Source organism: Paraburkholderia sp. J10-1 (genome assembly GCF_905220165.1).
GTDB lineage: Bacteria > Pseudomonadota > Gammaproteobacteria > Burkholderiales > Burkholderiaceae > Paraburkholderia.
In genome coordinates this window covers 134,227-160,326 of record NZ_CAJMYW010000014.1, presented here as the reverse complement: position 1 = coordinate 160,326, position 26,100 = coordinate 134,227, and the positions used below count along the sequence as shown (strand labels likewise).

At 65.2% G+C, this 26,100-nt stretch carries 24 protein-coding genes and 1 other RNA gene; 13 read left to right on the top strand and 12 right to left on the bottom strand.

Annotated features, from left to right (window positions below):
• The first annotated feature begins 4 nt into the window (after positions 1-4).
• Together U5A65_RS31940 and lipA are read left to right on the top strand one after the other, a co-directional pair.
• The gene (locus tag U5A65_RS31940; RefSeq protein WP_321917208.1) at positions 5-1,126 is read left to right on the top strand and encodes an acetoin dehydrogenase dihydrolipoyllysine-residue acetyltransferase subunit; all 1,122 of its coding nucleotides are present in this window, start codon (positions 5-7) and stop codon (positions 1,124-1,126) included.
• A gap of 2 nt (positions 1,127-1,128) precedes the next feature.
• Positions 1,129-2,136: a lipoyl synthase gene (lipA, locus tag U5A65_RS31935; protein WP_321917206.1), complete on the top strand. Its 1,008-nt coding sequence runs from the start codon at positions 1,129-1,131 to the stop codon at positions 2,134-2,136.
• A gap of 44 nt (positions 2,137-2,180) precedes the next feature.
• Here the strand turns inward: lipA and U5A65_RS31930 are convergent, their stop codons facing one another.
• The 8 genes from U5A65_RS31930 to trxA form a co-directional block, all read right to left on the bottom strand.
• Entirely contained in the window at positions 2,181-3,548 is a 1,368-nt protein-coding gene (locus U5A65_RS31930; RefSeq protein WP_321917204.1) for an MATE family efflux transporter, read from the bottom strand.
• Positions 3,549-3,555: 7 nt separating this feature from the next.
• The gene (locus U5A65_RS31925; RefSeq protein WP_321917203.1) at positions 3,556-5,310 is read right to left on the bottom strand and encodes a glycosyltransferase family 39 protein; all 1,755 of its coding nucleotides are present in this window, start codon (positions 5,308-5,310) and stop codon (positions 3,556-3,558) included.
• 321 nt (positions 5,311-5,631) lie between these two features.
• Positions 5,632-5,895, bottom strand: a complete 264-nt coding sequence (locus tag U5A65_RS31920) for a type B 50S ribosomal protein L31 (RefSeq protein ID WP_069267507.1) — start codon at positions 5,893-5,895, stop codon at positions 5,632-5,634.
• A 157-nt stretch (positions 5,896-6,052) separates the two neighbouring features.
• A complete protein-coding gene (locus U5A65_RS31915; protein WP_321948858.1) occupies positions 6,053-6,889 on the bottom strand; it encodes a M90 family metallopeptidase in 837 nt (278 codons plus the stop codon).
• A 35-nt stretch (positions 6,890-6,924) separates the two neighbouring features.
• A complete protein-coding gene (locus tag U5A65_RS31910) occupies positions 6,925-8,481 on the bottom strand; it encodes an MFS transporter (RefSeq protein ID WP_321948857.1) in 1,557 nt (518 codons plus the stop codon).
• Complete coding sequence (locus U5A65_RS31905) at positions 8,478-9,020, bottom strand: MerR family transcriptional regulator (RefSeq protein ID WP_321948856.1); 543 nt, start codon at positions 9,018-9,020, stop codon at positions 8,478-8,480. The genes U5A65_RS31910 and U5A65_RS31905 overlap by 4 nt, the downstream gene beginning before the upstream one ends.
• Before the next feature lie 162 nt (positions 9,021-9,182).
• The gene (rho, locus tag U5A65_RS31900; RefSeq protein ID WP_027818379.1) at positions 9,183-10,445 is read right to left on the bottom strand and encodes a transcription termination factor Rho; all 1,263 of its coding nucleotides are present in this window, start codon (positions 10,443-10,445) and stop codon (positions 9,183-9,185) included.
• Between the two features lie 306 nt (positions 10,446-10,751).
• Positions 10,752-11,078, bottom strand: coding sequence for a thioredoxin TrxA (gene trxA / locus U5A65_RS31895; protein ID WP_027818380.1), 327 nt, complete (start codon positions 11,076-11,078; stop codon positions 10,752-10,754).
• 454 nt (positions 11,079-11,532) lie between these two features.
• Here trxA and ffs point away from each other — a divergent pair.
• From ffs to U5A65_RS31870, 5 genes are all read left to right on the top strand, one after another.
• Positions 11,533-11,631: signal recognition particle sRNA small type (gene ffs / locus U5A65_RS31890), an RNA gene on the top strand.
• A gap of 221 nt (positions 11,632-11,852) precedes the next feature.
• Positions 11,853-14,264, top strand: a complete 2,412-nt coding sequence (locus tag U5A65_RS31885) for a DNA polymerase III subunit gamma/tau (RefSeq protein WP_321948855.1) — start codon at positions 11,853-11,855, stop codon at positions 14,262-14,264.
• Positions 14,265-14,346: 82 nt separating this feature from the next.
• Positions 14,347-14,673 (top strand): YbaB/EbfC family nucleoid-associated protein, encoded by a 327-nt coding sequence (locus tag U5A65_RS31880; protein WP_028204938.1) that lies wholly within the window; start codon positions 14,347-14,349, stop codon positions 14,671-14,673.
• Between the two features lie 185 nt (positions 14,674-14,858).
• Complete coding sequence (gene recR / locus U5A65_RS31875; protein WP_133184310.1) at positions 14,859-15,455, top strand: recombination mediator RecR; 597 nt, start codon at positions 14,859-14,861, stop codon at positions 15,453-15,455.
• A gap of 51 nt (positions 15,456-15,506) precedes the next feature.
• Entirely contained in the window at positions 15,507-16,787 is a 1,281-nt protein-coding gene (locus U5A65_RS31870; RefSeq protein ID WP_321948854.1) for a CaiB/BaiF CoA-transferase family protein, read from the top strand.
• Between the two features lie 75 nt (positions 16,788-16,862).
• Here U5A65_RS31870 and U5A65_RS31865 read toward each other — a convergent pair whose 3' ends face one another.
• On the bottom strand, positions 16,863-17,834 hold the full coding sequence (locus tag U5A65_RS31865; RefSeq protein WP_233881626.1) for an NADPH:quinone oxidoreductase family protein: 972 nt from the start codon (positions 17,832-17,834) through the stop codon (positions 16,863-16,865).
• 269 nt (positions 17,835-18,103) lie between these two features.
• Between U5A65_RS31865 and surE the strand changes: the two genes are divergently transcribed.
• Genes surE through U5A65_RS31840 form a run of 5 tightly spaced genes read left to right on the top strand, consistent with a single transcriptional unit; the run spans position 18,104 to position 22,780 of the window.
• Positions 18,104-18,865, top strand: a complete 762-nt coding sequence (gene surE, locus U5A65_RS31860; protein ID WP_321917188.1) for a 5'/3'-nucleotidase SurE — start codon at positions 18,104-18,106, stop codon at positions 18,863-18,865.
• Entirely contained in the window at positions 18,862-19,923 is a 1,062-nt protein-coding gene (locus U5A65_RS31855; protein ID WP_321948853.1) for a protein-L-isoaspartate(D-aspartate) O-methyltransferase, read from the top strand. Before surE ends, U5A65_RS31855 begins: the two co-directional genes overlap by 4 nt.
• Positions 19,924-19,928: 5 nt before the next feature.
• The gene (locus tag U5A65_RS31850) at positions 19,929-20,852 is read left to right on the top strand and encodes a peptidoglycan DD-metalloendopeptidase family protein (RefSeq protein ID WP_321917185.1); all 924 of its coding nucleotides are present in this window, start codon (positions 19,929-19,931) and stop codon (positions 20,850-20,852) included.
• Positions 20,853-20,865: 13 nt separating this feature from the next.
• Positions 20,866-21,981, top strand: a complete 1,116-nt coding sequence (gene rpoS, locus U5A65_RS31845) for an RNA polymerase sigma factor RpoS (protein ID WP_321917182.1) — start codon at positions 20,866-20,868, stop codon at positions 21,979-21,981.
• Positions 21,982-22,000: 19 nt separating this feature from the next.
• Positions 22,001-22,780 (top strand): 3'-5' exonuclease, encoded by a 780-nt coding sequence (locus U5A65_RS31840; RefSeq protein ID WP_321948852.1) that lies wholly within the window; start codon positions 22,001-22,003, stop codon positions 22,778-22,780.
• A gap of 23 nt (positions 22,781-22,803) precedes the next feature.
• On the opposite strand, the gene U5A65_RS31835 is transcribed toward U5A65_RS31840, so the two are convergent.
• The 3 genes from U5A65_RS31835 to U5A65_RS31825 all read right to left on the bottom strand — a co-directional run bounded on the left by U5A65_RS31835 (position 22,804) and on the right by U5A65_RS31825 (position 24,442).
• Positions 22,804-23,685: an endonuclease/exonuclease/phosphatase family protein gene (locus U5A65_RS31835; RefSeq protein ID WP_321948851.1), complete on the bottom strand. Its 882-nt coding sequence runs from the start codon at positions 23,683-23,685 to the stop codon at positions 22,804-22,806.
• A gap of 168 nt (positions 23,686-23,853) precedes the next feature.
• Positions 23,854-24,159, bottom strand: a complete 306-nt coding sequence (locus U5A65_RS31830; protein ID WP_321917177.1) for a hypothetical protein — start codon at positions 24,157-24,159, stop codon at positions 23,854-23,856.
• A gap of 91 nt (positions 24,160-24,250) precedes the next feature.
• Positions 24,251-24,442, bottom strand: coding sequence for a hypothetical protein (locus U5A65_RS31825; RefSeq protein ID WP_321917175.1), 192 nt, complete (start codon positions 24,440-24,442; stop codon positions 24,251-24,253).
• Positions 24,443-24,671: 229 nt separating this feature from the next.
• Between U5A65_RS31825 and rlmD the strand changes: the two genes are divergently transcribed.
• Entirely contained in the window at positions 24,672-26,090 is a 1,419-nt protein-coding gene (gene rlmD / locus U5A65_RS31820; protein WP_321948868.1) for a 23S rRNA (uracil(1939)-C(5))-methyltransferase RlmD, read from the top strand.
• Positions 26,091-26,100 lie beyond the last annotated feature (10 nt).

Below are 26,100 nucleotides of genomic sequence, written 5' to 3'. Positions count from 1 at the left end.
AGTCATGCCGATTCACATGATCACGATGCCCAAATGGGGCCTGTCGATGGAGCAGGGCCAGGTGAACGGCTGGCTCAAATCGCTCGGCGACAAGGTCACCAAGGGAGATGAATTGCTCGATGTCGAATCCGACAAGATCGCGTCGGGGGTGGAGTGCGCGTTCGAGGGCGTGTTGCGGCGGCAGATCGCTCAGGAGGGCGACACGCTGCCCGTGGGCGCGCTGCTAGGCGTAGTAGCCGATGCCGAAGCCGCAGACGCGGATATCGACGCCGCCGTAGCCGAATTCCAGCGCGACTTCGTGCCTGCGCAAGCGGGCGACGCCGACGCAGGGCCGCAGCCGGAAAAGGCGCAAATCGGCGGCAGGATCATGCGCTACCTGAAGCAGGGTGAAGGCGAGGGCGTGCCGGTCGTGCTGATCCACGGCTTTGGCGGCGATCTCAACAACTGGCTCTTCAACCACACGGATCTGGCGGCGGAGCGTACCGTCTGGGCGCTCGATCTGCCGGGGCACGGCGAGTCGGGTAAGGCGCTCGAGAGCGGCAGCCTCGACGAGCTTGCGCAGAGCGTGATCGCATTCCTCGACGCGCAGAACATCGGCCGGGCGCATCTCGTCGGGCACTCGCTGGGCGGTGCGGTGGCGATGGCGGTGGCCGAGCAGGCGACCGGGCGCGTGGCTTCCCTTGCGCTGATTTCGAGTGCGGGCCTGGGGAGCGAGATCGACAGCGCGTATATCGAGGGCTTCGTCGCGGCGGCGAACCGCAACGCGCTCAAGCCGCACGTGACGAAGCTATTCGCCGATCCCGCATTGGTCACGCGTCAACTCGTCGAAGACCTCGTGAAGTACAAGCGGCTCGAAGGCGTGCAGGCCGCGCTCGGCAAGATCGCCGGGCAGGCGTTCGAGGGCGGCGCGCAGCGGCGCGTGTTCCGCGAGCGCGTTGCCTCGCTCGCGCCGCGCGCGCTCGTGATCTGGGGCGAGGCCGACCAGATCATTCCGGCGCGCCATGCGCAGGGGTTGCCCTCGCAGGTGCGCGTGGAAGTGATCGCGGGCAAGGGGCATATGGTGCAGATGGAGGCCGCGCAGGAAGTCAATCGCCTGCTCAACGCCTTTCTCGACGAAGGAGCCTGAGCATGGAGGCCGCTACGTCCCGTACGTCTCATGCGCCTCACGTGTCGAGCACGGCGCTCGGTCAGGAGGGGCTGCGCAGCCGCGAGAAGCTTGCGCGGATTCCGGTGAAGATCGTACCGCCCACCGGTAGCGACTCGGTCTTGCCGAAGCCGTCGTGGCTGCGCGCACGGCCGCTCATGAGCGAGACCGTCGCGGGCGTGGCGGCCGTATTGCGCGAACACCGGCTTCATTCGGTGTGCGAAGAGGCGATGTGCCCGAACATCGGCGAGTGCTTCGCGCAGCGCACCGCGACTTTCATGATCATGGGCGGCCTTTGCACGCGGCGCTGCCCGTTCTGCGACGTCGCTCACGGGCGGCCCGCGCCGCTCGACGAGGATGAACCCGCGCATCTGGCGGCGGCGGTCGCGGCGCTGGGCTTGCGTCACGTCGTCATCACGTCGGTCGATCGCGACGACTTGCGCGACGGCGGGGCGGCGCACTTCGCGCGCTGTATTGCACAAGTGCGCGAGCGTGTGCCGGGGATCGGCGTCGAAGTGCTGACGCCGGATTTTCGCGGCCGGATCGCCCGCGCGCTAGACGCGCTTTCGCTCGCCTGGCCCGACGTGTTCAATCACAACATCGAGACCGTGCCCTCGCTTTATCGCGCGGCGCGGCCAGGTGCGGACTATCGCGGCTCGCTCGATCTGCTGGCGCGCGCCAAAGCGGCGAACGGTGCGCTCGTCACGAAGTCGGGGTTGATGGTGGGGCTGGGCGAAACCGACGCGGAGCTGCTCGCGACCCTGCGCGATCTGCGCGAGCATCGCGTAGAAGTGCTGACGATCGGGCAGTATCTCGCACCGTCGAAGTTTCATTTACCGGTGAAGCGCTATGTGCATCCTGATGAATTTGCCGGGTTACGCGCGGCAGGCCTCGCGATGGGGTTTAGCGAGGTCGTGGCCGGCCCGCTTGTCCGTTCCTCGTATCACGCGGCGCAGACGGTGGAGTCGGCGCGACGAGCCGAGGCGGGGTGAGCTGTCTTTGCAACTAACCGCCAAACGCATTTTGCGACAGCAGGCTACGCGCCGGCTCGCAAAAATCGCGTACTCACCCGAGAGAGATAGAACAGGAGTCCCGCACCGGCAATCAACAGGCTCGCCATGTTGGCGAGCCAGAAGCCGCGCGCGCCCGTCGCCCAGGCGGGCATCGTGCCGGTCACGTCGAAGCCCAGCGCGTAGCCGCCGCCAAGCCCCACGCCCCAGAGCGCGATCGCATAGATGATGGTCGGCACGACCGCGACCTTGTAGGCGCGCAAAGCGAAGGCCGTCGTGATCTGCAGCGCGTCGAACACGTGATAGCAGGTGACGATGGCGACGAGCGGCATGGCCGCGACCGCCACGGCGGGGTCCGGCGTGTAGCCGCCGATGATGAGCGGGCGCAGCACGAACACGATCGCGCCGTAGCAGCAGGCAATCGCCACGGCAGTGGCCACGCCGTGCCGCGCGAGCGTGCGCGCCTCGGCCGGGCGATTGCCGCCCAGCGCCTGCGCAACGAGCGTCGAGGTTGCCACGCCGATCGACAGCGGCGTCATGTAGAGCACTGCGCCGATGTTGCCCGCGATCTGATGACCGGCGAGCGTGGTCGTGCCCATGCGCGCGATGAAGATCGCCATGAACGTGTACGACGTCACTTCGATGAGGTAGGAAAGCCCCATCGGAATGCCGAGCTTGAGCAGTTCGGCCTGGCGCTTCCACTCGGGCCAGCAGAAGTGCTTGAAGATTTCGAACGGCGCGAATACGTCGACACGCGTGAACGCGACGGCCGCGCACAACGCAAGCGCCCAGTTGATCGACGTGCTCGCGAGCGCGCAACCCGGGCCGCCGAGCGCCGGCACCCCAAGACCGCCGAAGATGAGCCACGTGTTGAGCGGCACCTTTAGCACGAGCGCGCCGACTTGCAGGAACATCACGAGGCGCGGCCGCCCCACGGCATTGGCGAGCGAGCTGTAGATGCGAAAGGCCAGCGCCGCGGGCAGCCCGAACGAGAGCAGCCGCAGATAGCCGACGGTGCGCTCGCGCAGCGCTTCGGGCGCCCGCGCGAGGTCGAGCAGCGGACCGGGAAAGTAGAGGATCGTGAAGCCGATCGCCATCAACACGAGCGCGAGCCAGAACGCCTGGCGCACTTCGAGACCGATTTCGGTGTCCTTGCGCGCGCCGTAGAGCTGCGCCGCAACCGGCTGCAGCGCGCTGAGAATGCCTGTGAGGGCAATGTAGACCGAGACGTAAATCGACGATCCGAGGCCGAGCGCTGCGAGGTCGAGCGCCGAGTAGCGGCCGACCATCGCGGTGTCGATCACGCCGAACGCGATGATCGCGAGCTGGCCGACCAGCACCGGCCACGCCAGCGCGGCAATGCGCCGGACGTCACCGACGAGCGTCGTCGTCACCGCAGCCTCAGTCCGGACGCTTGCGCCAGACATGCTTCTTGAGCGGCGGCGTCGGGCGGTCGGTGCGCACGTACAGGCGGAAGCGTTCGTCGCGGTCGGCCGCGCGGCGGCCTTCCCATACGAGCTTCCAAACGTAGTCCGGCATCGGGCTCGGCTCGCTGTAGTCCTGCGTGTCCTGGCGCAGGATCACGTCGCAGTCCTCGTTGAACGAGAAGTGCATCTTGCCGAAGTACGCGAAGGTGGCGATCTGCGCGTCGCCGAGGCGCACGGGCGAGATGCACTGATAGTCGGCGGGCAGGTGCGCGGAGATCTGCTCGGCCACATCCTTATAGGTCCGGCTGTAGTTGACGACCGGCAACCAGAGCGTCATGAGCAGCACCCACATGAGCGTGGTGCCGCCGCTCGAGAGCACGACGCTGCGCCACAGCACCTTCGGATGACGCGCCACGCGCCACTGCACGAGCGCCATCCAGCACACGGTGACAGCCACCGCGCACACGAACGAGAGAATCTTGAACTGCGGCACGAAGCCCGGCGCGAGGCGCGCGAGATTTCGTGCGAGCGGCGCAGGGAAGCCGGTCATGCCCGCGAGCCACACGAGCCACACGAAGGTGCCGAGAATCGTGAAGCTCAGCACCGCGAACCAGTCGATCGCGTTGATCGCGCCGCGCTTGAGCGTGGGCAGCGCGAAGGTCGCGAGCACCGAAAGCGCGGGCAGCACGAGCATGAAGAGCCGGTTCGATTCGTGGCTCTGCACGACCACGAGGATGAGCAGCGGCACGATCACCGACAGCGGAATCGCGATGTGCGGCTTGCGGCGCAGTCCCGCCCAGCTCACGAAGGCCCAGATCGCCAGCGGCCACGCGGGCCAGGTGAAGAGCGGCAGGTTCTTGGCGGCGTAGCGCAGCACGTAGCCCGGCGGTCCCGCAAAGGCATTGACGTTGGTGTGCGCCCACTGGTTGAGAAACCAGACGGCGTCGTCGGGGTAGAAGTGCAGCGCCAGCAGCGGCCATGATGCGGAGATCACGAGTGCGACGGGCAGGCCCGCCACGAGGAGCCAGCGCGAGCGCGTTTCGGGCGCGATGGCGAGCATGGCGAGCGTGCCGATCAGGAGTGCGCCCACCAGCACGGGGCCGCTCGAAAGCATCACGATGCCGAGCGCGAGGCCCCACCAGAGGGCGCCCTGAACCGGCTTGTCGATGGCGCGCACGATGCCGTACACGACCATGGCGATGCCGACGAACTGCATGAGTTGCGGCGTGGTTTCGTGACCGCGCTCGGCGAGACCGAAGCAGGCGAGCAGAATGAGCAGGGCGCCGTCACCGAGGGTGCGGCCGTAGTCGCGCGGCTCGGGCTCGCCGCCGAATGCGTACTTGAACGGCTGGACTTCGGGGCGTCGGCCCAGCAGATACGCGCTGTACCAGACGAACGCGCACGCGAGACAGAACAGCACGCCCGTGGCGATACGCGAGGCGTTGCTGGCGTCGACCCACGGTGCGAACAGGCGAATACAGGCGGCGCCCAGCCAGTAACCGAGCGGACCGTTCTCGGTCACGTACTTGCCGACGAGGTTCGGCAGCAGCCAGTCGTGCGAGGTGCCGCCCGCCATCGTCCACATTACGCCGAAGCCCGCCGCATCCTCGTTCTTCCACGGGTCGCGGCCAAAGAGGCCGAACGCCGCGAAGACGATACAAATGGTCAGCAGCAGCCAGCGCGGCAGGGCGCTGGTGGCGGAGGCGGTCAGTCGAATGGCTGGCTTCATGCAGTACGAAGGGAGACGGATAAACCGGGCGTGCTCGAGCGGGCGGCTCACACGCGAGGATCAAGCAGGCATGCGCGGCAGACGGTACACCCGGCCGTGCGCCGCGGAGCAATCCGGCATTCTAGCCGGGCCGGTGACCGCGCGTCACGGCGTTAGCCGCGTATTAATCCAACGAAATATCTGAAAAGGGACGGTAAGTCGCATCCGCCTGGCCCGCTGGACTGCACAACGGTGGCGCAGACAACAAAAAAGGGCAGCGTATGCTGCCCTTTTTGTGCACGTTCAATGCGGGACCGGCGAGAAGCCGGTGCGGCGAAGTGCTTACTTGCCGGCCTTGCCCGAGGCGCGTGCGCCGAACTTCTTGTTGAACTTCTCGACACGGCCTGCCGTATCCATGATCTTTTGCGTGCCCGTGTAGAACGGATGCGATTCCGACGACACTTCGATCTTGGCGAGCGGGTAGGTCTTGCCGTTGAATTCGGCGGTTTCGCGCGTCTGGATCGTCGAGCGGGTCACGAACTTGAAGTCGTTCGAAACGTCGATGAACAGGACTTCGCGGTAATCCGGGTGAATGCCTTCTTTCATGATTATTCCTTAAATCTGGCGGTAGCCAACCCGCGTGCCTGCAACACCATGCTGCCGACTTTGCTCGCGCGAGCCACTTACCCAAGGGTCGAAAAACGGCGATTATGCCAGATAATCAGCCGGTTGGCGAATTTTTGAGGGCTCCGCGCGACAGGTTTCAGGCGGGCCGGCCGTCCAATGCGCCCACGCGCGCCGGGTCCTGGCGGTAATACCGCGCAAGCAGCCGGTAAAGCTCGGGATATTCCGCTTCGAAGGCCTTCGGCTTGACGAAAAGCGCCTCGCTGCACACTGCAAAGAACTCCGACGGATGGTCGGCGGCATAGGGATCGATCAGCGAATCGCGCTCGAAGCGCGCCCAGCGGCGCTCCGGCACCGCGTCCACCTTGTCGCAGAACTGATCGTAGGCGTTGTCGAACACGTCGGCCCACGCCTGCGCGTCGAGCGGCGCGTGCCAGCGTCGAAAAAGGGGCGGATGGCCGTCGGCCTCTCCGTTGAGCATGTCGATCTTGTGCGCGAACTCGTGGATCACGACGTTGTATGCGTCGCTGCCATCGGTCATCTGCGCGTCTTCCCACGAAAGGATCACGGGGCCGCCTTCCCAGGCTTCGCCGCTCGCATCGTGCTCGACCTCGTGGACCACGCCATCCTCGTCCTCGACGGTTTTGCGGATCACGAATTCGCCCGGATAGACGACGACGCCCACCCAGCCCTTGTAGAGATCGAGCGAAAGATTGAGCACGGGCAGCGACGCTTGCGCGGCGATTGCCACAGTCATCGGGTCGGTCAGTTCGAGATCGTGCGCCGTCGAGAATTCCTTTTGCGCGATGAAGAGGCTTGTCAGCTCGCGCAGGCGCACGAGGTCGGCGGCGTCGAGGTGCTTGAGGAACGGCAGCCCATTGACCGTAGCCCGCCAGAGCGCGTCGTCGATCGCGTAGGCGCGCAGCGCTTTTTCGCGGCGGCGCGCGTCGAACCAGTGAGAGAGTTTCGAAAGCATCGCTGGGTGTGTTTTCCCGTGCGTCTGAGTGTCGTTCAGTCAATCTGCTTTTGCCACGCGGCGAAGATCCCGCCGCACACCGCCACGCCGATCAGGAAGTAGAACCCGTCGAGCGAACTCAGAAAGCTCGCCTGCTGCGCGACCATGCGGCTCACCTGCGCGAGCGCGAGTCCATGCGCTTCGCTTGCGGACCGGCCCATGAGCTCGAACGAATGCGTGAGCGCGGCGTACGTGCTCTGAAACGCCGGGTTGAACGGATTCACGAATTCGGCGAGCCGCGTCTGGTGCAGCGCGAGCCGGTGCTGCTCGACGATGATAACCGTCGCGGTGGCGAACGATATCGTCAACTGCCGGACGACGTTTTTCAAGCGGTAACCGTGTGTGAATTCTTCGATTGCGAAGATGCGAAACGTGAGATTCGCGACGGGCAGCACGATGAAGAGCAGCAGCAGGCCGCGCAGCAGCAGCGGCGGGATGAGCCAGGCTTCGCTCGCCTCTGGCGTGAGCTGCGTCATCCAGAACGAGATGAACGCCGAGAGCACGAAGCCTGGCACGATGATCCATTTCTTGTGCGTGATGAACTTCGCGTAGCGGAAATAGAAAAAGAGCGCGCCGGCCGAGATGAGCGATGTGACGCCGGTGAGGCGGCCGGCATTTTCGACAGGGTAGTTGAATCCGCCTTCGAGCAGCCGCGAGACCAGATAGCTGAGTGCCGTGCTCAGGTAGTAATAGGCCATGTAGAGCAGCAGGCCCACCTGGAACGGTTTCTCGCGTAGCGCGTGCAAGCGCATGAGCGGCTTCGGATGATGCCACTGGTGCCAGCCGAACCAGGCGAGCGCGGTGACGCCGACGAGCGTGAGCAGGATGATTTCCGGCGACGCGCTGAAGAGTTCGAAGCGCACCTGCTGCATGGCGATTTGCAGCGCGCCCTGCGCAAACGCGAAGATGATGTACGGCCAGAAGTGCGCTTCGCCGCGCTCCTCGGGCAGCAAGTGACCCGTATCGGGCAATGCGAACAGGGCTAGCACGGCATAGAGCACGCCTGCGGGCGCGCAAAAGGCAAACAGGGCGCGCCAGTCGAAATGCGCGACGAGCTGACCGCCCACGAGTGGCGCGAGCGCGCTGGAGAGCACGATGAGAATGAGGAACGCGCGCGTTGCGACCGGGCGTTGCTGCGGCGTGAAGCTGATCTGGATGAGGATGCGGCAGGTGCCCATCATCGGGCCGATGAAATAGCCCTGAAACCCGCGCGCGAAGGCGAGTTCGATCGACGATTCGCACAGAGCGGCCGCGATCGCGCCGGCGGAATAGAGCAGCAGGCAGCTAGCCACGTAACGCCGGTAGCCCATGCGCTCCACCCACCATTGCTGCTGCAGGATGCCCAGAACGGCGCATACGGCGTAGGCGCTCGACGACCAGACGAGCTCGTCGGGCGAAGCGTTGATGCCGCCCGCGATATAGCTCGTGAAGAACGAAAAGATCGCGTTGTCGTAGTAGTCGAGACCGGTCGCGAGGGCGAGTACCCATGGGAAAAAGTCGCCGCGCAGGCGCGCCGCGCTGAGGATCGGCTCGCGGGGCTGGGTCGTGCTCATGCCGAATCGTTGTCGTCGCGTGCTTGGCCTGAAGGCTCTGTGGCCTTGCCGCTCGCGGCCGCCTTGCGGCGCCGCGTGGCGGCGAGGCGTTGCTCGATCAATTGATCGGAAGGCTCGCCGGCCAGCCGCCGCTGCAGGTAATCGAGATCGTCGGCAAGCTCCGCGCGCACCGTCTGCGCTTCCTTCAACTCACGGCGCACGTCCGCAATGCGCGTGTCCAGCGTTGCGATCTGCTGCGCAAGCGCGTTAGCGATTTGCTGCAGCGACTCCTGCGAATAGCGCCGGCGGCCTTCGCCCGCCTGCTCGAGCGGCCGCTTGAGCATTTCGGTGATGCCGTGCAGCGAAAAGCCGAGCGCGCGCAGCCGCAGGATGCGCGAGAACTGCTCGAGGTCGTGCTCGTCGTAGAGCCGGTAGCGGCCTTCGCTGCGCGAGGGGCTGACGAGCCCACGCTCTTCGTAATATTTGAGCGTGCGCGGCGTGACATTGAGCCGCTCGGCGGCGTCGCGCACCGTGAGTAGCGCAGGGGAATCCTTGGACATGAGGCACTCTTTTTTCGCCGTGGGGCGATCGAGACATGCCGCGCATTATAGTTCAACGTGAACGTTCACGTACACGTTGTGGCGTGAAACGATGTGCTGCCGGAAAAGAAAAACGCCCGCGAATTCGCGGGCGTTTTGCACTGAATCGAGCGGGCGAGGGCGTTAGCCGCCGCGGCGCATCATGTCGAAGAACTCGGAGTTGTTCTTCGTTTGACGGATTTTGTCGAGCAGGAATTCCATGGCCTCGACTTCGTCCATGTCGTGGATAAACTTGCGCAGCACCCAGATCTTCTGGAGGATGTCCGGCTTGATCAGCAACTCTTCGCGGCGCGTGCCCGACTTGTTCAGGTTGATCGACGGGTAGACGCGCTTTTCCGCGAGGCGGCGCTCGAGGTGCACTTCCATGTTGCCGGTGCCCTTGAACTCTTCGTAGATCACGTCGTCCATGCGGCTGCCGGTTTCGATCAGCGCCGTACCGATGATGGTGAGCGAGCCGCCTTCTTCGATGTTACGTGCCGCGCCGAAGAAGCGCTTCGGACGTTGCAGTGCGTTGGCGTCCACACCACCCGTGAGCACCTTGCCCGATGCGGGCACAACGGTGTTGTAGGCGCGGGCGAGACGCGTGATCGAGTCGAGCAGAATCACGACGTCGTGCTTCATTTCGACGAGGCGCTTGGCCTTTTCGATCACCATTTCGGCGACCTGCACGTGACGCGCAGCCGGTTCGTCGAAGGTCGAGGCGATCACTTCGCCTGCCACCGAACGCTGCATTTCGGTCACTTCTTCCGGACGCTCGTCGATCAGCAGCACGAACAGGACCACGTCGGGGTGGTTCTGCTTGATGGCGTGCGCGATGTGCTGGAGCATCACGGTTTTACCGGACTTCGGCGACGCGACCAGCAGGCCGCGCTGACCCTTGCCGATAGGCGCGATCATGTCGATGATGCGGCCCGTCACGTTCTCCTCACCGCGCATTTCGCGCTCGAGCAGCAGCACCTTGTTCGGGTGCAGCGGCGTGAGATTCTCGAACATGATCTTGTGCTTCGAGGCCTCGGGCGGCTGGCCGTTGACCTTGTCCACCTTCACGAGCGCGAAGTAGCGTTCGCCGTCCTTCGGCGTGCGCACTTCACCTTCGATCGTGTCGCCGGTGTGCAGGTTGAAGCGGCGGATCTGCGACGGGCTGATATAGATATCGTCCGTGCTGGCGAGATACGAGGTTTCCGGCGAGCGCAGGAAGCCGAAGCCGTCGGGGAGCACTTCGAGCGTGCCGTCACCGAAGATCGTTTCGCCCGTCTTGGCGCGCTTTTTGAGAATCGCGAACATGAGTTCCTGCTTGCGCAGGCGGTTCGCATTTTCGATCTCGAGGCCATTGGCCATCTCGATCAATTCGGACACGTGCAGAGACTTGAGCTCGGAAAGATGCATACGGAGAACCCGTCGGGGAGGATGCGACGAAAAGAAGTCAGGGGGAACAGAAGCGAGCGGAACCGCTCAAGGACTTTTGCTTGAAACTTTGCTTGAAACTTTGCTTGAAACTTTTATAAGGGCGCCGGATAGACGCTTTATGAATTCTAGCATAGCACACGCCAGAAACCGTCAGTGAAGACCGACAGCAAGTTTTGACGTGTTTTTATGGTGCGTGTTGTCGCATGACAACACGCACCATTGCGTGGCTCGTTCCCTTGCTGGCCGGACAATGCGCCCGGCAGGGCGGGGCGGCCGACGAAGAAGTTACAGGTGGCTGTCCAGGAACGCGGTGAGCTGCGACTTCGACAGCGCGCCGACCTTCTGCGCCGCCACGGCGCCGTTCTTGAAGAGGATCAGCGTGGGGATGCCGCGCACGCCGAACTTCACCGGCGTCGACTGGTGCTCGTCGACGTTGATCTTTGCGACCTGAAGGCGATCGCCATAATCCTTCGCGACTTCATCGAGAATCGGCGCGATCATCTTGCACGGACCACACCACTCGGCCCAGAAGTCCAGCAGCACGGGCTTGTCCGATTTCACGACGTCCTGTTCGAACGATGCGTCGCTGATATGCTTGATTTGTTCGCTCATTGTATGAATACCTCTTTCGATTCGAGGCTGAGTAAATTGCTCGCCACGATACACCAAAACTGAAAATTCATCCGGGGCCGCCGGGGCGGCCAGACCGAACCCGAGTCACACGTCCGAATCACACGCCATTCGCACGAAAACCACGTGGCCCAGCCAATTGCCGACGCCAGTGTAGCCTAAATCCCTATGCGTTGCCGACGGTGATAGTACTCATGCCGCAAACAGGGTTTCCGTCCTGCAGACCACATTCGGCGGGATATTCCGGCAGCGGCGTGAGTATTTTCGCGGGGCGTTTTCGTGCGACACCTCGTGTTCCTGAACGCTATCTGGAGGCGGCGCGGGCCGTTGCAAGAGGGGGCGCTTCATGGTGCGCAAGGACGTCCGGAGCGGCTTGGCACGTTTTTTCGCACTGCAGCAGTCGCATTGCTGCGCGAGCGATGTTAGAATGCGCCGTGACGGGCCTCCTCGCATGGAGGGGCGGTCAACCTGGTCAGGTCGGGAACGAAGCAGCCACAGCCGTTTTCCGCCAGTGCCGAGGGTCAGGCTCGTCACCTTCCTCTTTTTTCTTCCGGTTTTTCCCCCCGATACGACATTCACGCCGCGCAATTGACTGCGCGACGCAGTGCTTCGTTCGTCGTGTTTTTCAAGCCTTCATCGCCGCTGTTTCGGCGCTCCGCAATCGCCCGCTGGTGCCGCCGCGCGGCCGCGGGGCAGTAAGCATTGGCCGCCTTTCGATTCATCTGGACGCGCGGGCGTTGCTGATACAATTTCCGGATGACCTATCAAGTTCTCGCACGCAAATGGCGACCGAAGGATTTTGCTTCGCTCGTCGGACAGGAGCACGTGGTGCGCGCGCTCACGCATGCACTCGACGGCGGCCGCCTGCACCACGCGTATCTCTTCACGGGCACGCGCGGCGTGGGCAAGACGACGCTGTCGCGGATCTTCGCCAAGGCGCTCAACTGTGAGACCGGCGTGACGTCGAAGCCGTGCGGCGTGTGCCGTGCGTGCCGGGAAATCGACGAAGGGCGCTTTGTCGATTACGTCGAGATGGATGCGGCGAGCAATCGCGGCGTGGACGAAATGGCTGCGCTGCTCGAGCGTGCGGTCTATGCGCCGGTCGATGCGCGCTTCAAGGTCTACATGATCGACGAAGTGCACATGCTCACGAACCACGCCTTCAATGCGATGTTGAAGACGCTGGAAGAGCCGCCACCCCATGTGAAGTTCATCCTTGCGACGACCGATCCGCAGAAGATTCCGGTCACGGTGCTGTCGCGCTGTCTGCAGTTCAATTTGAAGCAGATGCCCGCGGGCAACATCGTCGAGCATCTCACGCACATTCTCGGTGAGGAGAAGGTCGAGTTCGAGCAGCAGGCGCTGCGCCTGCTCGCACGCGCGGCCGACGGCTCGATGCGCGACGCGCTTTCGCTCACCGACCAGGCCATCGCGTATTCGGCCAACCAGGTCACCGAAGAAGCGGTGCGCGGCATGCTCGGCGCGCTCGATCAAAGCTATCTCATCCGCCTGATCGACGCGCTCGTGGCCGGCGACGGCGCGAACGTGCTCGCCATCGCCGACGAAATGGCGCTGCGCAGCCTGTCGTTCTCCACGGCGCTGCAGGATCTCGCGAGTTTGTTCCACCGCGTTGGCTGGGCGCAATTCGCGCCTTCGTCGGTGCTCGACGAGTGGCCCGAGGCCGACGACATCCGCCGTTTTGCGCAGTCGTTGAGCCCGGAGCAGGTCCAACTTTTCTATCAGATCGCGACCCTCGGCCGCAGCGAGCTAGGCCTCGCGCCCGACGAATACGCGGGCTTCACGATGACGCTGCTGCGCATGCTCGCGTTCGAGCCTTCCGTGGGCGCGGGCAGCGTGGGCAGTGCGCCGGCTTCGAAGCCCGCTGTGGCGGGTCCGGGCGCGCGTGCGGCGGCTCCGGTTGCGGCGTCGGCGCGCGGCGCGGAGCCTGCCGTTGCGCAGCCGTTCGCGCCGAAGCCGGCAGCACCCGTGCCGCCGCAAGCCGAAATCCTGGCGAGTGTGCCGCCGGCGGTGGAAGCCGCTCCGGCGAATACGCCCGTTGTCGAGCCGCAAGCGAGTGCGCCTGCACCGCTCGCCAAGCCAGCGGCCGAAGCGCGCGTCGTGCCGCCGTGGGAGGACGAGGGCGAGTCTGCACCGAACGTGAGCACGGTGCCGGATGCTGCCGCTGCCGCCGAGGTCGAACCGGCCACAGCTGCACCCGCTCCAGCCGAAGGGACGCAAACCGTTCAAAGCGCCGCAGCCGTTGCGCCCGCACCGCAAGTCGAGACGCGTGAAGAGCCTGCAACTGCGGCGTCCACGCGCGGTGGCGCAAGCGCTGCGCTCGACGTGCTGCGCAGCAAGGGCATGCGCGTTGCCACGGGCCGCGCTCCCGCAGCCGCTGCCAGCGGGGCCGCCCCGGCGCCCGCGCCGAAGGCTGCGCCGCGCATGGAAGTGAAGGTGCCGACGCCCGATCCGGCCCGCCGCGCCGCCGCCGCGCAGGAAGCGCAGGCGCGCCAGCCGGCGCGCAACGCCAACGCGCAGCAAGATGCCTCGGGCGCGCCGCCGTGGGACGATATCCCGCCCGACGACTATGTGCCGCTCGGCGCCGACGACGCGTATTTCGCGCCGCCCGACGATGGTTTCGTGTCGGCCTACGACAGCGAGCCGTCCGCGCCGCGCGCCGGCGCTTCGGCGCCGACGCCGTCGCCGGCCGTGGTCGATGTGAGCAAGCTGCCGCCGGGCATCCCGCTCGACCCGATCGGCTTCACCGGCGACTGGCCCGCGCTTGCCGCCACGCTAACGCTGAAGGGCATCTCGTACCAGCTCGCCTTCAACAGCGAACTGATGGCGCTCGAAGGCACGCTGCTCAAACTTAGCGTGCCGGTGCCGCAGTACGCCGAAGCCTCGCAGGTGGCGAAGCTGAAGACGGCGCTCGCCGAGCGTCTTGGCAAGGTCGTTGAAGTGAGCGTGGAAGTCGGGCCTGCACGCCGTACGGCGGCCGCGCTCGACGCCGCAGACCGCGCCCAGCGTCAACGCGAAGCCGAGCGCGAGATCGGCGCCGATCCCTTCGTGCAGCAACTGATTCGCGACTTCGGCGCGAGCATCGTGCCGGGCTCGATCCGGCCGGTCGCGCCGGACGCCGCATCGGGCGGCAGCCAGGCCGCCCACTGATTTGCGCCGCGCGGCGCGGCAAGCGTCGCGCGCTTTTGAGCGCATCGATTCGAACGACTACGATCCAGAAGGAGCAGTGACTATGTTGAAAGGCCAACTCGCAGGGCTCATGAAGCAAGCCCAGCAGATGCAGGAAAACATGAAGAAGATGCAGGAGCAGCTTGCCCAGATCGAAGTCGAGGGTCAGGCGGGCGCCGGTCTCGTCAAGGTCACGATGACCTGCCGCAACGACGTGCGCCGCGTGTCGATCGATCCGAGCCTGCTCGCAGACGACAAGGACATGCTCGAAGACCTCGTGGCCGCGGCGTTCAACGACGCGGTGCGCAAGGCCGAAGCCACGTCGCAGGAAAAGATGGGCGGCATGACCGCCGGTCTGCCGCTGCCGCCGGGCTTCAAGATGCCGTTCTAAGGAACGTTGCGAGCGCCGCGTCTGCTTTCGGCAGGCCGGCGCCCGCGCGTCTCGCGTGCCTTCTCGTGGCCGGTACGGCTGCGCAGGCGCTGGCATCGAGGCGCCAAAGCTACCAGGCAGCAGCCAGTCGTCGCAAGAAGCCACATCCGCTTCAACCCCCGTCGCGCATCTCGCGCTGAATCCGCATGAAACAACCTTCCGCTCTCGCCGCTCTCGTCGAGGCGCTGCGCGTGTTGCCCGGCGTCGGGCCGAAGTCGGCGCAACGCATGGCGTATCACCTGATGCAACACGACCGCGACGGCGCCGAAAAGCTCGGCAACGCGCTCCTGTTCGCGACTGAGAATCTGAAGCATTGCGAGAAGTGCAACACCTTCACCGAAGCTCAGGTCTGCGAAACGTGCCTCGACGAGGAGCGTGACCCGACGCTCCTGTGCGTGGTCGAAACGCCGGCCGACCAGATCATGCTCGAACAGACCATGACGTACCGCGGTTTGTATTTTGTGCTGATGGGGCATCTGAGTCCGCTCGATGGCATCGGTCCGAAAGAGATCCATTTCGACCGCCTCGTGAAGCGCGCCTCGGACGGCGTTGTCAAGGAAGTGGTGCTCGCAACCAATTTCACGAACGAGGGCGAGGCAACGGCCCACTACCTCGGCCAGACGCTCAAGGCGCGCGGGCTCGCCGTCACGCGCCTCGCACGCGGCGTGCCGGTGGGCGGCGAGCTCGAATACGTCGACGCGGGCACCATTGCGCGAGCCATGCTCGACCGGCGCTCGATGTAGCGTTTCGCCATGCCTTGGCGCCGTTAGCCGAACAGAACGACAGGAGACACCATGAGCGCAGCCGCTGCTTCCCCCAATTCCGCCGATTCACAATCGAACGCATCCGCAGCCAAAGGTACGGGACCGCTTGCGGGCGTGAAAGTCCTCGAACTCGGCACGCTGATCGCCGGCCCCTTCGCCGCGCGCTTTCTCGGCGAGTTCGGCGCCGAAGTGATCAAGATCGAAGACCCCAAGGGCGGCGACCCGCTGCGCAAATGGCGCAAGCTCTATCCGGAAGCGGGGGGCACGTCGCTCTGGTGGGCCGTGCAGGCGCGCAACAAGAAGTCGGTTACGGTCAATCTCAAAGCCGAAGAGGGCAAGGAGATCGTGCGGCGCCTCGCGAAGGAAGCCGATATCGTCATCGAGAACTTCCGGCCTGGCCTGCTCGAAAAGCTCGGGCTCGGCTACGACGTGCTCTCGAAGGAGAATCCCGGTCTCGTGATGGTGCGGCTCTCTGGCTACGGCCAGACGGGCCCGTACCGCGACCGCCCGGGCTTCGGCGCGATCGCCGAATCGATGGGCGGTCTGCGTCACATCACCGGCTATCCCGAGCTGCCGCCGCCGCGCATCGGCATTTCGATCGGCGACTCGATCGCGGCTTTGCACGGCGTGATCGGCGCGATGATGGCGCTGCATCACCGCAACATGAACGGCGGCAGCGGCCAGATCGTCGATGTCGCGCTCTATGAGGCCGTGTTCAACATGATGGAGAGCGTCGTACCCGAGTACGGTGTGTACGGCATGGTGCGCGAGCGCACCGGCGCGTCGCTGCCGGGTATCGTGCCGTCGAATACGTATCCGTGCCGGGATGGCAGCATCGTGATCGGCGGCAACAGCGATCCGATCTTCAGGCGCCTGATGATGGCAATCGAGCGCGCGGACCTCGCGAATGATCCGCAACTTGCACACAACGACGGCCGCGTGCCGCGCACGGCGGAGATCGATGGTGCCATCGCGGCGTGGCTTTCCACGCGCACCATCAACGAAGCACTCGACGTGCTCAACGCCGCCGACGTGCCCGTGGGCCGCATCTACAGTGTGGCTGACATGTTCGCCGATCCGCAGTTCGCGGCACGCCAGATGATTCAGCAGTTCCGCTGGCAGGCGCCGGGTGCGAAGGAAGGCGAGGGCGTGGATATCGCGCTGCCTTCGGTCACGCCCAAGCTCTCGGCAACGCCTGGCGACACGCGCTGGCTTGGACCCGCGCTCGGCGAGCATACCGATGAAGTCCTGCAAGCCTTGGGCTATGACGCGGACCACATCGCCCGGTTGCGCGAGCAACAAATCGTCTAGGTCGGCTGGCATCATGCAAAACGGCTCGCACATCGCGGGCCGTTTTCGTTTTACTTGCCGCGTTGCAGGCAACGCTCAGGGCTCGATCACGATCTTGCCTGTCACCTTGCGCGAAGCCATGTCCTTGAGTGCTTGCGCTGTATCGGCGAGCTTATAGCGCTTCGAGACGTACGGCTTGAGCTTGCCTTCGCCGATCCAACCGACCATTTGCGCGAACGCTGCCGCGTTGTGCTGCGGCTCGCGGCGCGCGAAATCGCCCCAGAACACGCCGACGAGGCTCGCGCCCTTGAGCAGCGCGAGATTGAGCGGCAGCCTTGGAATCTCGCCATTCGCGAAACCCACGACGAGATAGCGCCCGCGCCAGCCGATGCTGCGAAACGCCGGCTCGGCATACTCGCCGCCCACCGGGTCATAGATCACGTCGGGGCCCTTGCCGTCGGTGAGCGCCTTGACGCGCTCGCGCAAGTCCTCGGTGCTGTAGTTGATGGTGGCGTCCGCACCGAAGCGGCGGCAGACTTCGAGCTTCTCCTCGCTCGAGGCCGCCGCGATCACGCGCGCGCCGAGCACCTTGCCGATCTCCACCGCAGCAAGCCCCACGCCGCCCGCGGCGCCGAGCACGAGCATCGTTTCGCCTGCGCGCAGCGCGGCGCGATCGACCACGGCGTGGTGCGACGTGCCATACGCAAGCGTGAAGGCGGCGGCCGTCGCGAAGTCGGCGCCCTCCGGCAACGCCACGCACGCCGATGCATCCGCAAGCGCCTGTTCGGCGAACGCACCCGTGCCCACGTACGCCACCACGCGCGTGCCCGGCGCGAGCTTCACGCCTTCGCCCGCGGCGCGCACCACGCCTGCGAGTTCGGCGCCCGGCGTGAAGGGCAGCGGCGGCTTCATCTGATACTTGTTTTCGATGATGAGCACGTCGGGGAAGTTGACGGCCGCGGCCTTCACGTCGATCACCACCTGGCCCGGGCCCGGCACCAGGTCGGGCGAGTCTTCGAGCGTGAGCGAGTCGGGCGGGCCGTACTGGTTGCAGCGGATTGCGCGCATCGTGTCTCCTGTCTTGATCCGGTTCGGTTGCTTTCAGTTGCATCGGTCATGGATTCGCTACAGCAGGACAGTGTACGGCAATCCGTCTTGATGCGAACGATCGTGCGATTTATTTCGTATCGTTGACACGTGTCTTTCCAGGCGTAGCGCGAATGCGAATGCGTCCCGGATCGGCAAGCGATTCGACGTTCGACTCAAGGCCCAACGCGTGCTGCCGCAAGGGCCGGGCTGTCGTTCGCGTGCCTTCTTTCCTCGGTTACAATCGCTCGATGCGAATACTACTCAGCAACGACGACGGTTATCTCGCCCCCGGCCTGGCCGCGCTCTATGAAGCGCTCAAGCCGCTCGGCGAAGTCACGGTCATGGCGCCCGAGCAGAACTGCAGCGCCGCATCGAACTCGCTTACGCTGTGGCGCCCGCTGTCGGTGTTGCGATCGGCGAGCACCGGCTTCTACTACGTGAACGGCACGCCCACCGACTCGGTGCACATCGCGCTCACGGGCATGCTCGACCAGCAGCCCGACCTCGTGGTCTCCGGCATCAACAACGGCCAGAACATGGGCGAGGACACGCTGTACTCGGGCACCGTGGCTGCGGCGACCGAAGGCATCATGTTCGGCATACCCGCCATCGCGTTTTCGCTCGTCGACAAGGACTGGGTGCACCTCGATTCCGCTGCGCGCGTTGCGGCCGAAATCGTTGCGCATTACCTCGCGAACCCGTTGCCGGGTCATCCGCTGCTGAACGTCAACATCCCGAACCGGCCGTACGACGAACTGGGCGATTGGCGCGTCACGCGCCTCGGCAAGCGTCATCCTTCGCAGCCCGTGATCCGCGAGACCAACCCGCGCGGCGAGCCGATCTACTGGATCGGGCCGTCGGGCAGCGCGCGCGACGCGAGCGAGGGCACGGACTTCCACGCGGTGTCGAACGGCCACGTGTCGATCACGCCGCTGCAACTCGATCTCACCCATACGCAGATGCTGTCCGCGACGCACGACTGGGCGCGCAAGGGCGGCAGCGTTTCATGACGGGCGAGCGCACGAAGCGTTTTCCGCTCGGGCTTGCGGATCTCGTGCGCGAGCCGCGCCGGCGCGACACGCGCCCGGGCGACGCACGCACGCCGCTCGCGGGCGCGGGCAACAGCAGCGCCTCGAAACCGGGCGTCGGCGCGCTCGCGAAGCCGGGCACGAAGGTCGGCACGCCGGCCGTTGCGAAGTCCAACGCAAACGCACCGTTCAAGGCGCCGCCTGCGAAGGCGGTCAATGCGAAGCCAATGGTCGCGAAGCCGGCAGGTTCGATCAAGCCAGCGCATCCTGCTGGCAGCGCGGCCGCGCCACGCGCCGCAATGCCGGGTGGTGCGAGTGCGCCGCGTCCGGCCGTCACCGTCACGGGCGCGCCTGGCGTTGCGCTCAACGGCGCGCATGCACTGACTTCGGAACGCGTACGCGAACGCATGGTCGAACGCCTGCGTGCAAACGGCATTGCCGATGCGCGCGTGCTCCAGGCGCTCGCGGCCGTGCCGCGCCACATGTTCATCGACCCGGGTCTGGCTACCCAGGCCTACGAAGATGCGGCGTTGCCGATCGGTCATCACCAGACCATCTCGAAGCCTTCCGTGGTCGCGCGCATGCTCGAACTCGCGGGCGCAGGCCGTGTGCTGGAGCGCGTGCTGGAAATCGGCACCGGCTGCGGCTATCAGGCCGCCGTGCTGAGCCAGATTGCGCGCGACGTGTATTCCATTGAACGCATCAAGCCGTTATACGAGCGCGCGAAGACGAATCTTCGTCCGCTGCGTATCCCGAATATCCGCTTGCACTACGGCGACGGACGGCTCGGTTTGCCGTCGGCGGCGCCGTTCGACGCGATCGTGATCGCCGCCGCCGGCTTCGACGTGCCGCAGGCGCTGCTTGAGCAACTCGCCATCGGCGGGAAGCTCGTGGCGCCCGTGGCGGTGTCCGGCACGCAGAGTGCCGCCGGCGAAGCGACGCAGGTCCTCACGCTCGTGGAGCGCACGGGGCCGGCGCAGTGGCGGGAGTCACGCCTGGATCGCGTTTTCTTTGTCCCCTTAAAATCTGGAGTGATCTGAATCCGATGAGTATGTTGCGCGCGATCAAAAGAAACCGCCCGAATGTCGACCTGCCCGCAGCCACGCTGATCGCAGCCCAGCGCGGCACCGCGGTCGTCGCGCTCTGCCTTCTGGCCGCATGCGCCACGCGACTCGATCAGGCACCTGTGGTGGACCGCACCGCGCCGCTCGGCACGGCGGCCGCGCAGCCTCCGGTGCCGCTCGGGCCGCCGCCTCCGGGATACTACCGGGTGAAGCCGGGCGATACTCTCTATAGGATTGCGCTCGAAAACGGCCAGAATTATCGCGACATCGCGACGTGGAACAATCTCACCAATCCGAATCAGATCGAGGTGGATCAGTTGTTGCGCGTCGTGCCGCCGGGTGCGAATCCGTCGGCGTACACGCCGGGCGTTGTGACCGCGCCGGTTCCGGGTGTGGGTGCTGCACCGGGCGCAGCGGCAGCAGGCTCGCCTGCGCAGCCGCCGCTCTACGGTCCGGGTGCGAATGCATCGGCGCCTACGGCGGCCGTGCCGCCGCAGCCGGGTGCAAGCGGCGGTGATATGGCCGCGGCGCCAAGTGGCAACATCGCGCTTGCGTGGCCGGTGCGTGGTCCGGTGCTCAACGGCTTCGACGATACGAAGAACAAGGGCATCAATATCGGCGGTGCGCCGGGCGATCCTGTCAAGGCTGCTGGCGATGGGCGCGTGGTTTATGCCGGAAATGGGCTGCGCGGTTACGGCAATCTCATTATCATCAAGCATGACGCGACGTTCTTGACCGCGTATGCACACAACCGGACTTTGATGGTAAAAGAAGGGGATGCGGTCACCAAAGGTCAGAAGATCGCCGAAATGGGCAATACCGACTCGGACCGGGTGATGCTGCATTTCGAAGTACGCCGTCAGGGTAAGCCCGTCGACCCACTGAAGTACTTGCCGCCGCAATAAAAGCGAGCCGACCATGCCGAAATCGAAGCGCCGTCTGCAGCAATCCGAGTCTGACAGCCAAGCCGCCCAGGTTTCGGTGGAGGACGGCGCGCAGGCGGGCGACGACGACACGTCGCCCGACCTCGACGGCGGCCGCGATTTCGAGGAGCGCGACGAGCGCGAGGAACGTGAAGAGCGCGATTCCCCGGCCGACGAAGGCGGCTCGGGCGAGGGCGCCGAAACGGCCGAAGCCGCACCCGACGCCGACGATTTCCGTGCCATGCTGCAGGCCGAACTCACGGCCGACACCATCCAGCATTATCTGAACCGGATCAGCGTGAAGCCGCTCCTCACTGTCGAGGAGGAGCAGCGCTACTCGCGTCTCGCCAAGGCCGGCGAGTTCGAGGCGCGTCAGGTCATGATCGAGCGCAATCTGCGCCTCGTCGTCAGCATTGCCAAGGGTTATCTCAATCGCGGTGTGCCGCTGCTCGACTTGATCGAGGAGGGCAACCTCGGCCTCATGCACGCGATCGAGAAGTTCGATCCCACGCGCGGCTTCCGTTTCTCGACGTATGCGACCTGGTGGATCCGCCAGAGCATCGAGCGCGCCATCATGAACCAGGCGCGCACCGTGCGCTTGCCGGTGCACGTGATTCGCGAGCTCAACCAGGTACTGCGCGCGAAGCGGCATCTGGAGAAGAATTCGCTCAACGCCGACTCGGCCTCGGAGCGGCGTGACGCGAGCATCGACGACATCGCCTATCTCACCGGCAAGACCACCGATGAGGTCACCGACATTCTCGCGCTCAACGAACACACGGCTTCGCTCGACGCGCCGCTCGACCTCGACCCGGCCAGCAGCCTGCTCGACCTGCTTTCGGACGACCAGAGCCAGTCGCCCGATGCCGAAGTGCAGCACCGCGAGCTGGAAACGCTTACACGCGCGTGGCTCGGGCGTTTATCCGATAAGCATCGCCACGTCATCGAACGGCGCTTCGGGCTGAATCATATCGAGCCCGCCACGCTCGAAGAGCTGGCCGACGAGATGGGCCTCACTCGCGAGCGCGTGCGGCAGATCCAGCAGGAAGCGCTGGTGCGTCTCAAGCGCTTTTTCGCATCGAACGGCGTGCGCAAGGACGCCGTTCTCTAAACCCTCGCAGTCCATCTGAATGACAGTTCCTGTACTCGTATTCGACATCGAGACGATTCCCGATGTCGACGGCATTCGCCGTCTCGAAGATCTGCCCGCCACGCTCACCGACACCGAAGTGGCCGAACACGCCTTCGCTGCGCGCCGCGAGAAAACCGGCAGCGATTTTCTGCCGCATCATCTGCAGCGCGTCGCCGCGATCTCGTGTGTGTTCCGCGACGGGCAGGGCTTTCGCGTGCGCTCGCTCGGCACGCCCGAAGACGGCGAAGCGCGCCTGATCGATTCGTTCTACCGCACAATCGAGAAGTACTCGCCGCAGCTCGTTTCGTGGAACGGCGGCGGCTTCGACTTGCCGGTGCTGCACTATCGCGCGCTCGTGCACAGCATTCGCGCGGTGCGCTACTGGGAAATGGGCGACGCGGACCGAGAGTTCAAGTGGAACAACTACATCAGCCGCTACCACACGCGCCACACTGACCTGATGGACCTGCTCGCGATGTACCAGCCGCGGGCGAATGCGCCGCTCGACGCGCTCGCGAAGCTCTGTGGTTTTCCGGGCAAGCTCGGGATGGACGGCGGGCAGGTGTGGACTGCATTTCAGGAAGGCCGCATCGAGGAGATCCGCAACTACTGCGAGACCGACGTGGTCAACACGTATCTGCTCTATTGCCGGTTTCAGATGATGCGCGGCGGTTTCACAGAGCGCGAATATGCGGATGAGATTGAGTTTGTGAAGCAGTCGCTCGCCGCCGAAACCGCACCGCATTGGGGCGAGTACCTCGAAGCGTTTGTCGGCTGAGCGCGCAGCCGGCCGATTACCCCTTAGCCTAGTTCGAGCACGATCGGCTGATGATCCGAAGCCTGGGTCGCGCCGTCGATTTCGCAGCTTCGCAGGCGTGGGCGCAAATCCGCCGTGACAAAGACGAAGTCGCACGCAAGCGGGCCGTCCGACCATTGCTTCGTGTCATAGACGCCGGCCGTGGGCGGCGGCGTCGCGCCGGCGTGCAGCGCGGTCCACGCGTCGATAAAGGCGGGGCTGCCCGCGAGCGGCTCGAGCATGCGTGTGTACGCCTCGCTGCCCCATGCGCTGTTGAAGTCGCCGCACACGATCGCCGAGACGGGGCGCGCGGTGCGGGCGAACGGCCCCGCATCGTTTTCGGCGGGCGCGGGATGCGCCGCGTGATCGGCGGCTTCCTGCTGCAGGCGCCGCAACTCGTCCACTTGCGCGAGCCGTTGGCGCAGCGAGTAGAACTCCAGATGCGTGGTCAGTACGCGCAGCGCGCCGCCCGGCGCGTCGAGCACAGCTTCGAGCACGACACGCTGCATTGAGGGCGCGGCAGAGTCGGCGGGCCACGGCAGGGCGTGGCGAAACACCTGCGCGACGGGCAAGCGCGCGGCGAGCGCGTTGCCGAACTGGCGGCGCGGCATCGGCGCCGCGTCTTGACGGGAGCCTGGTGGGTCAAGGTGCGCAGGCAAGTCGGCGCCGATTGCCTCGATGACCGCAAAGCCTGGCAGCAGCGCCCGGAGTTCGGCGAACTGATCGTCGCCTGGACCGCCCGGCAGCGCCCGGAACCCGCGTGTGATTTCCTGCAGGCATAGCACGTCGAAGTCGGCAAGATGCCGCGCCTCGCGCACCGTGCGCGCGAGATCGACGGCGCCAGAAGCGTCGCGGCCCCACTGCACATTCCAGCTGACCAGTTTCATCGGCACGCTCCTCGCATGGCGCGGCGGCGGTTCCCGCACGTGTAACCCTAGCCTGGTTTCTCCTGCCGTGTTGTATGAAGAATATCGGGTGCGAAACGCTGTTCGCCCGCCCGCTGGCACGGGTAGGCGTGTGCACGCAGTGGCGTCGCTCGCTCGAGCGTATTGACGTTAGATCCGGCGACCCTGACACGCGGCGCGCGTCGTGCCGGCAACATGGTTGCTGCGGTCGAAATACACGGAGAACGGCACGTTGCGGGCGCTGCCGAGATCGTATTTGCCGAGGTCGTACTGGAAACAGTCGAGGCCGTTGGTCTGGTAGCCGCGATCGGGCGGCCCCATACGCTTGTAGACATCGCTTTGCGTCATGCCCGGCTGGATGGAGGCGACGAGTTGATCGGGCTGGATGGTCGGGCCGCACGCCGCGAGGCCCACGAGCGTCGTTGCGACGAGCGCACAAAGAGGTAGCTTGCTCACTTCGGTTCCGTTGGTGAAGGGGTGGATATCCTTGCCGCCGCAACCGGCGTCAATCTATGGGACGATTCTGAAAGCGTCTGATCGAGCTGCATCAGTCGAACAGAATGCGCAGGCCGAACAGCAGCAACGCGAACAGCGCGATGGGGATCGCGAGGTTGGCAACGCCGAGCAGCAGCCGGCGGTGCGTGCTTGCGCGTCTGGAAGCCAGCGGTTCGGCGACGGTGGCGGCGCCGAGTGCGACAAGCAAAAGCGCGAACGATTGCAGGAAGACGAGGGCAGACATGTTGACGATTCCTTCGCGTGAGTGGGGCTTATCACGCCTCAGGAATCATCGTAGTGACGGGGGGCAGCGAGCACGATCGGACAAGTTCGAAAACAGCAGCGCCGGAGCGCGGGCGCAGACTTCGACTACAATCTCGCCTTCGCCCACAATTGACTCATCGTCAGTCAGGAATCCGCTGGTGTCTCAAGCTGCCCCCGACCCTCAAGCCGAGCCTGCTCAGGCCGAGCCCATGCCGCCCACGCCCACGAAAAAGCGCAGCAAGCGCGAGCGCCGCGCCGAAAAACGCGCCGCCATCGAAGCCTCGGTCGCTCATGCCCCCATTCTCGAGATCGAGTCGCTCGACATGGAGGCGCGCGGCGTTGGCCGCACCGTCACCGAGACAGGCGAGCCCGGCAAGGTGATCTTCGTCGAGGGCGCGCTGCCGGGCGAGCGCGTGACCTACTCGAGCTACCGCAAGAAGCCCACGTTCGAACAGGCGCAAGTGGTGAGCGTGCTGCGTGAGAGCGCGATTCGCACGAAGCCGCAGTGCGCGTTCTTCGGCACCTGCGGCGGCTGCTCGATGCAGCACCTCGACGTGCGCGCCCAGATCGCCGTCAAGCAGCGCGTGCTCGAGGACAACCTCATGCACCTTTCGAAGGTGCGTTCGGAGACGATGTTCCGGCCGATTCACGGGCCGTCGTGGGGCTACCGCTATCGCGCGCGCCTCACGGTGCGCAACGTGCCGAAGAAGGGTGGCGTGCTGGTCGGTTTCCACGAAAAGAAGAGCAGCTATGTGGCCGACATGACGAGCTGCGAAGTGCTGCCGCCGAACGTCTCGGCGATGCTCGTGCCGCTGCGCCATCTCGTAGGGCAGCTGTCGATTTGCGATCGCATGCCGCAGATCGAACTCGCCGTGGGTTCGAGTGTGACGGCGCTCGTGCTGCGCATTCTCGAGCCGCTCACAGCCGCCGACGAAGACCTGCTGCGCGCGTTCGCCGACGCGCACAACGTTCAGTTCTGGCTGCAGCCGAAGGGCCCGGACACCGTGTTCCCGTTCTATCCGCTCGACAAGGAACTGGACTACACGCTGCCCGAGTTCGGCATTCGCATGCCGTTCAAGCCCACGGACTTCACGCAGGTCAATCACCAGATCAACCGCGTGCTGGTGGGCCGCGCGCTGCGTCTGCTCGCGCCGGAGCCGCGCGACCGCGTGCTCGATCTGTTCTGCGGCATCGGCAACTTCACGCTGCCGCTCGCGCGTCTCGCGCGCGAAGTGGTGGGGATCGAAGGCAGCGACACGCTGACGGCCCGTGCACTGGAAAATGCGCGCGCCAACGGCGTGGACGGGCATACGTCGTTTGCATGCCGCAACCTGTTCGAAGTCACCGCGGACGACATGCGCGCACTCGGCCACTTCGACAAGTTCCTCGTCGACCCGCCGCGCGAAGGCGCGTTCGCCGTTTCCCAGGCGCTCGCGGAAATCGCGCAGAGCGGCAATGGCCCGCTGCCTAAGCGCATCGTCTACGTGTCGTGCAGCCCCGCAACGCTCGCACGCGATGCGGGCGTGCTCGTCAACGAGGCCGGCTACCGGCTCAAGGGTGCGGGCGTGGTCAACATGTTCCCGCACACGTCGCACGTGGAGTCGATCGCGCTGTTCGAGCGCGATTGAGGATGTCAGC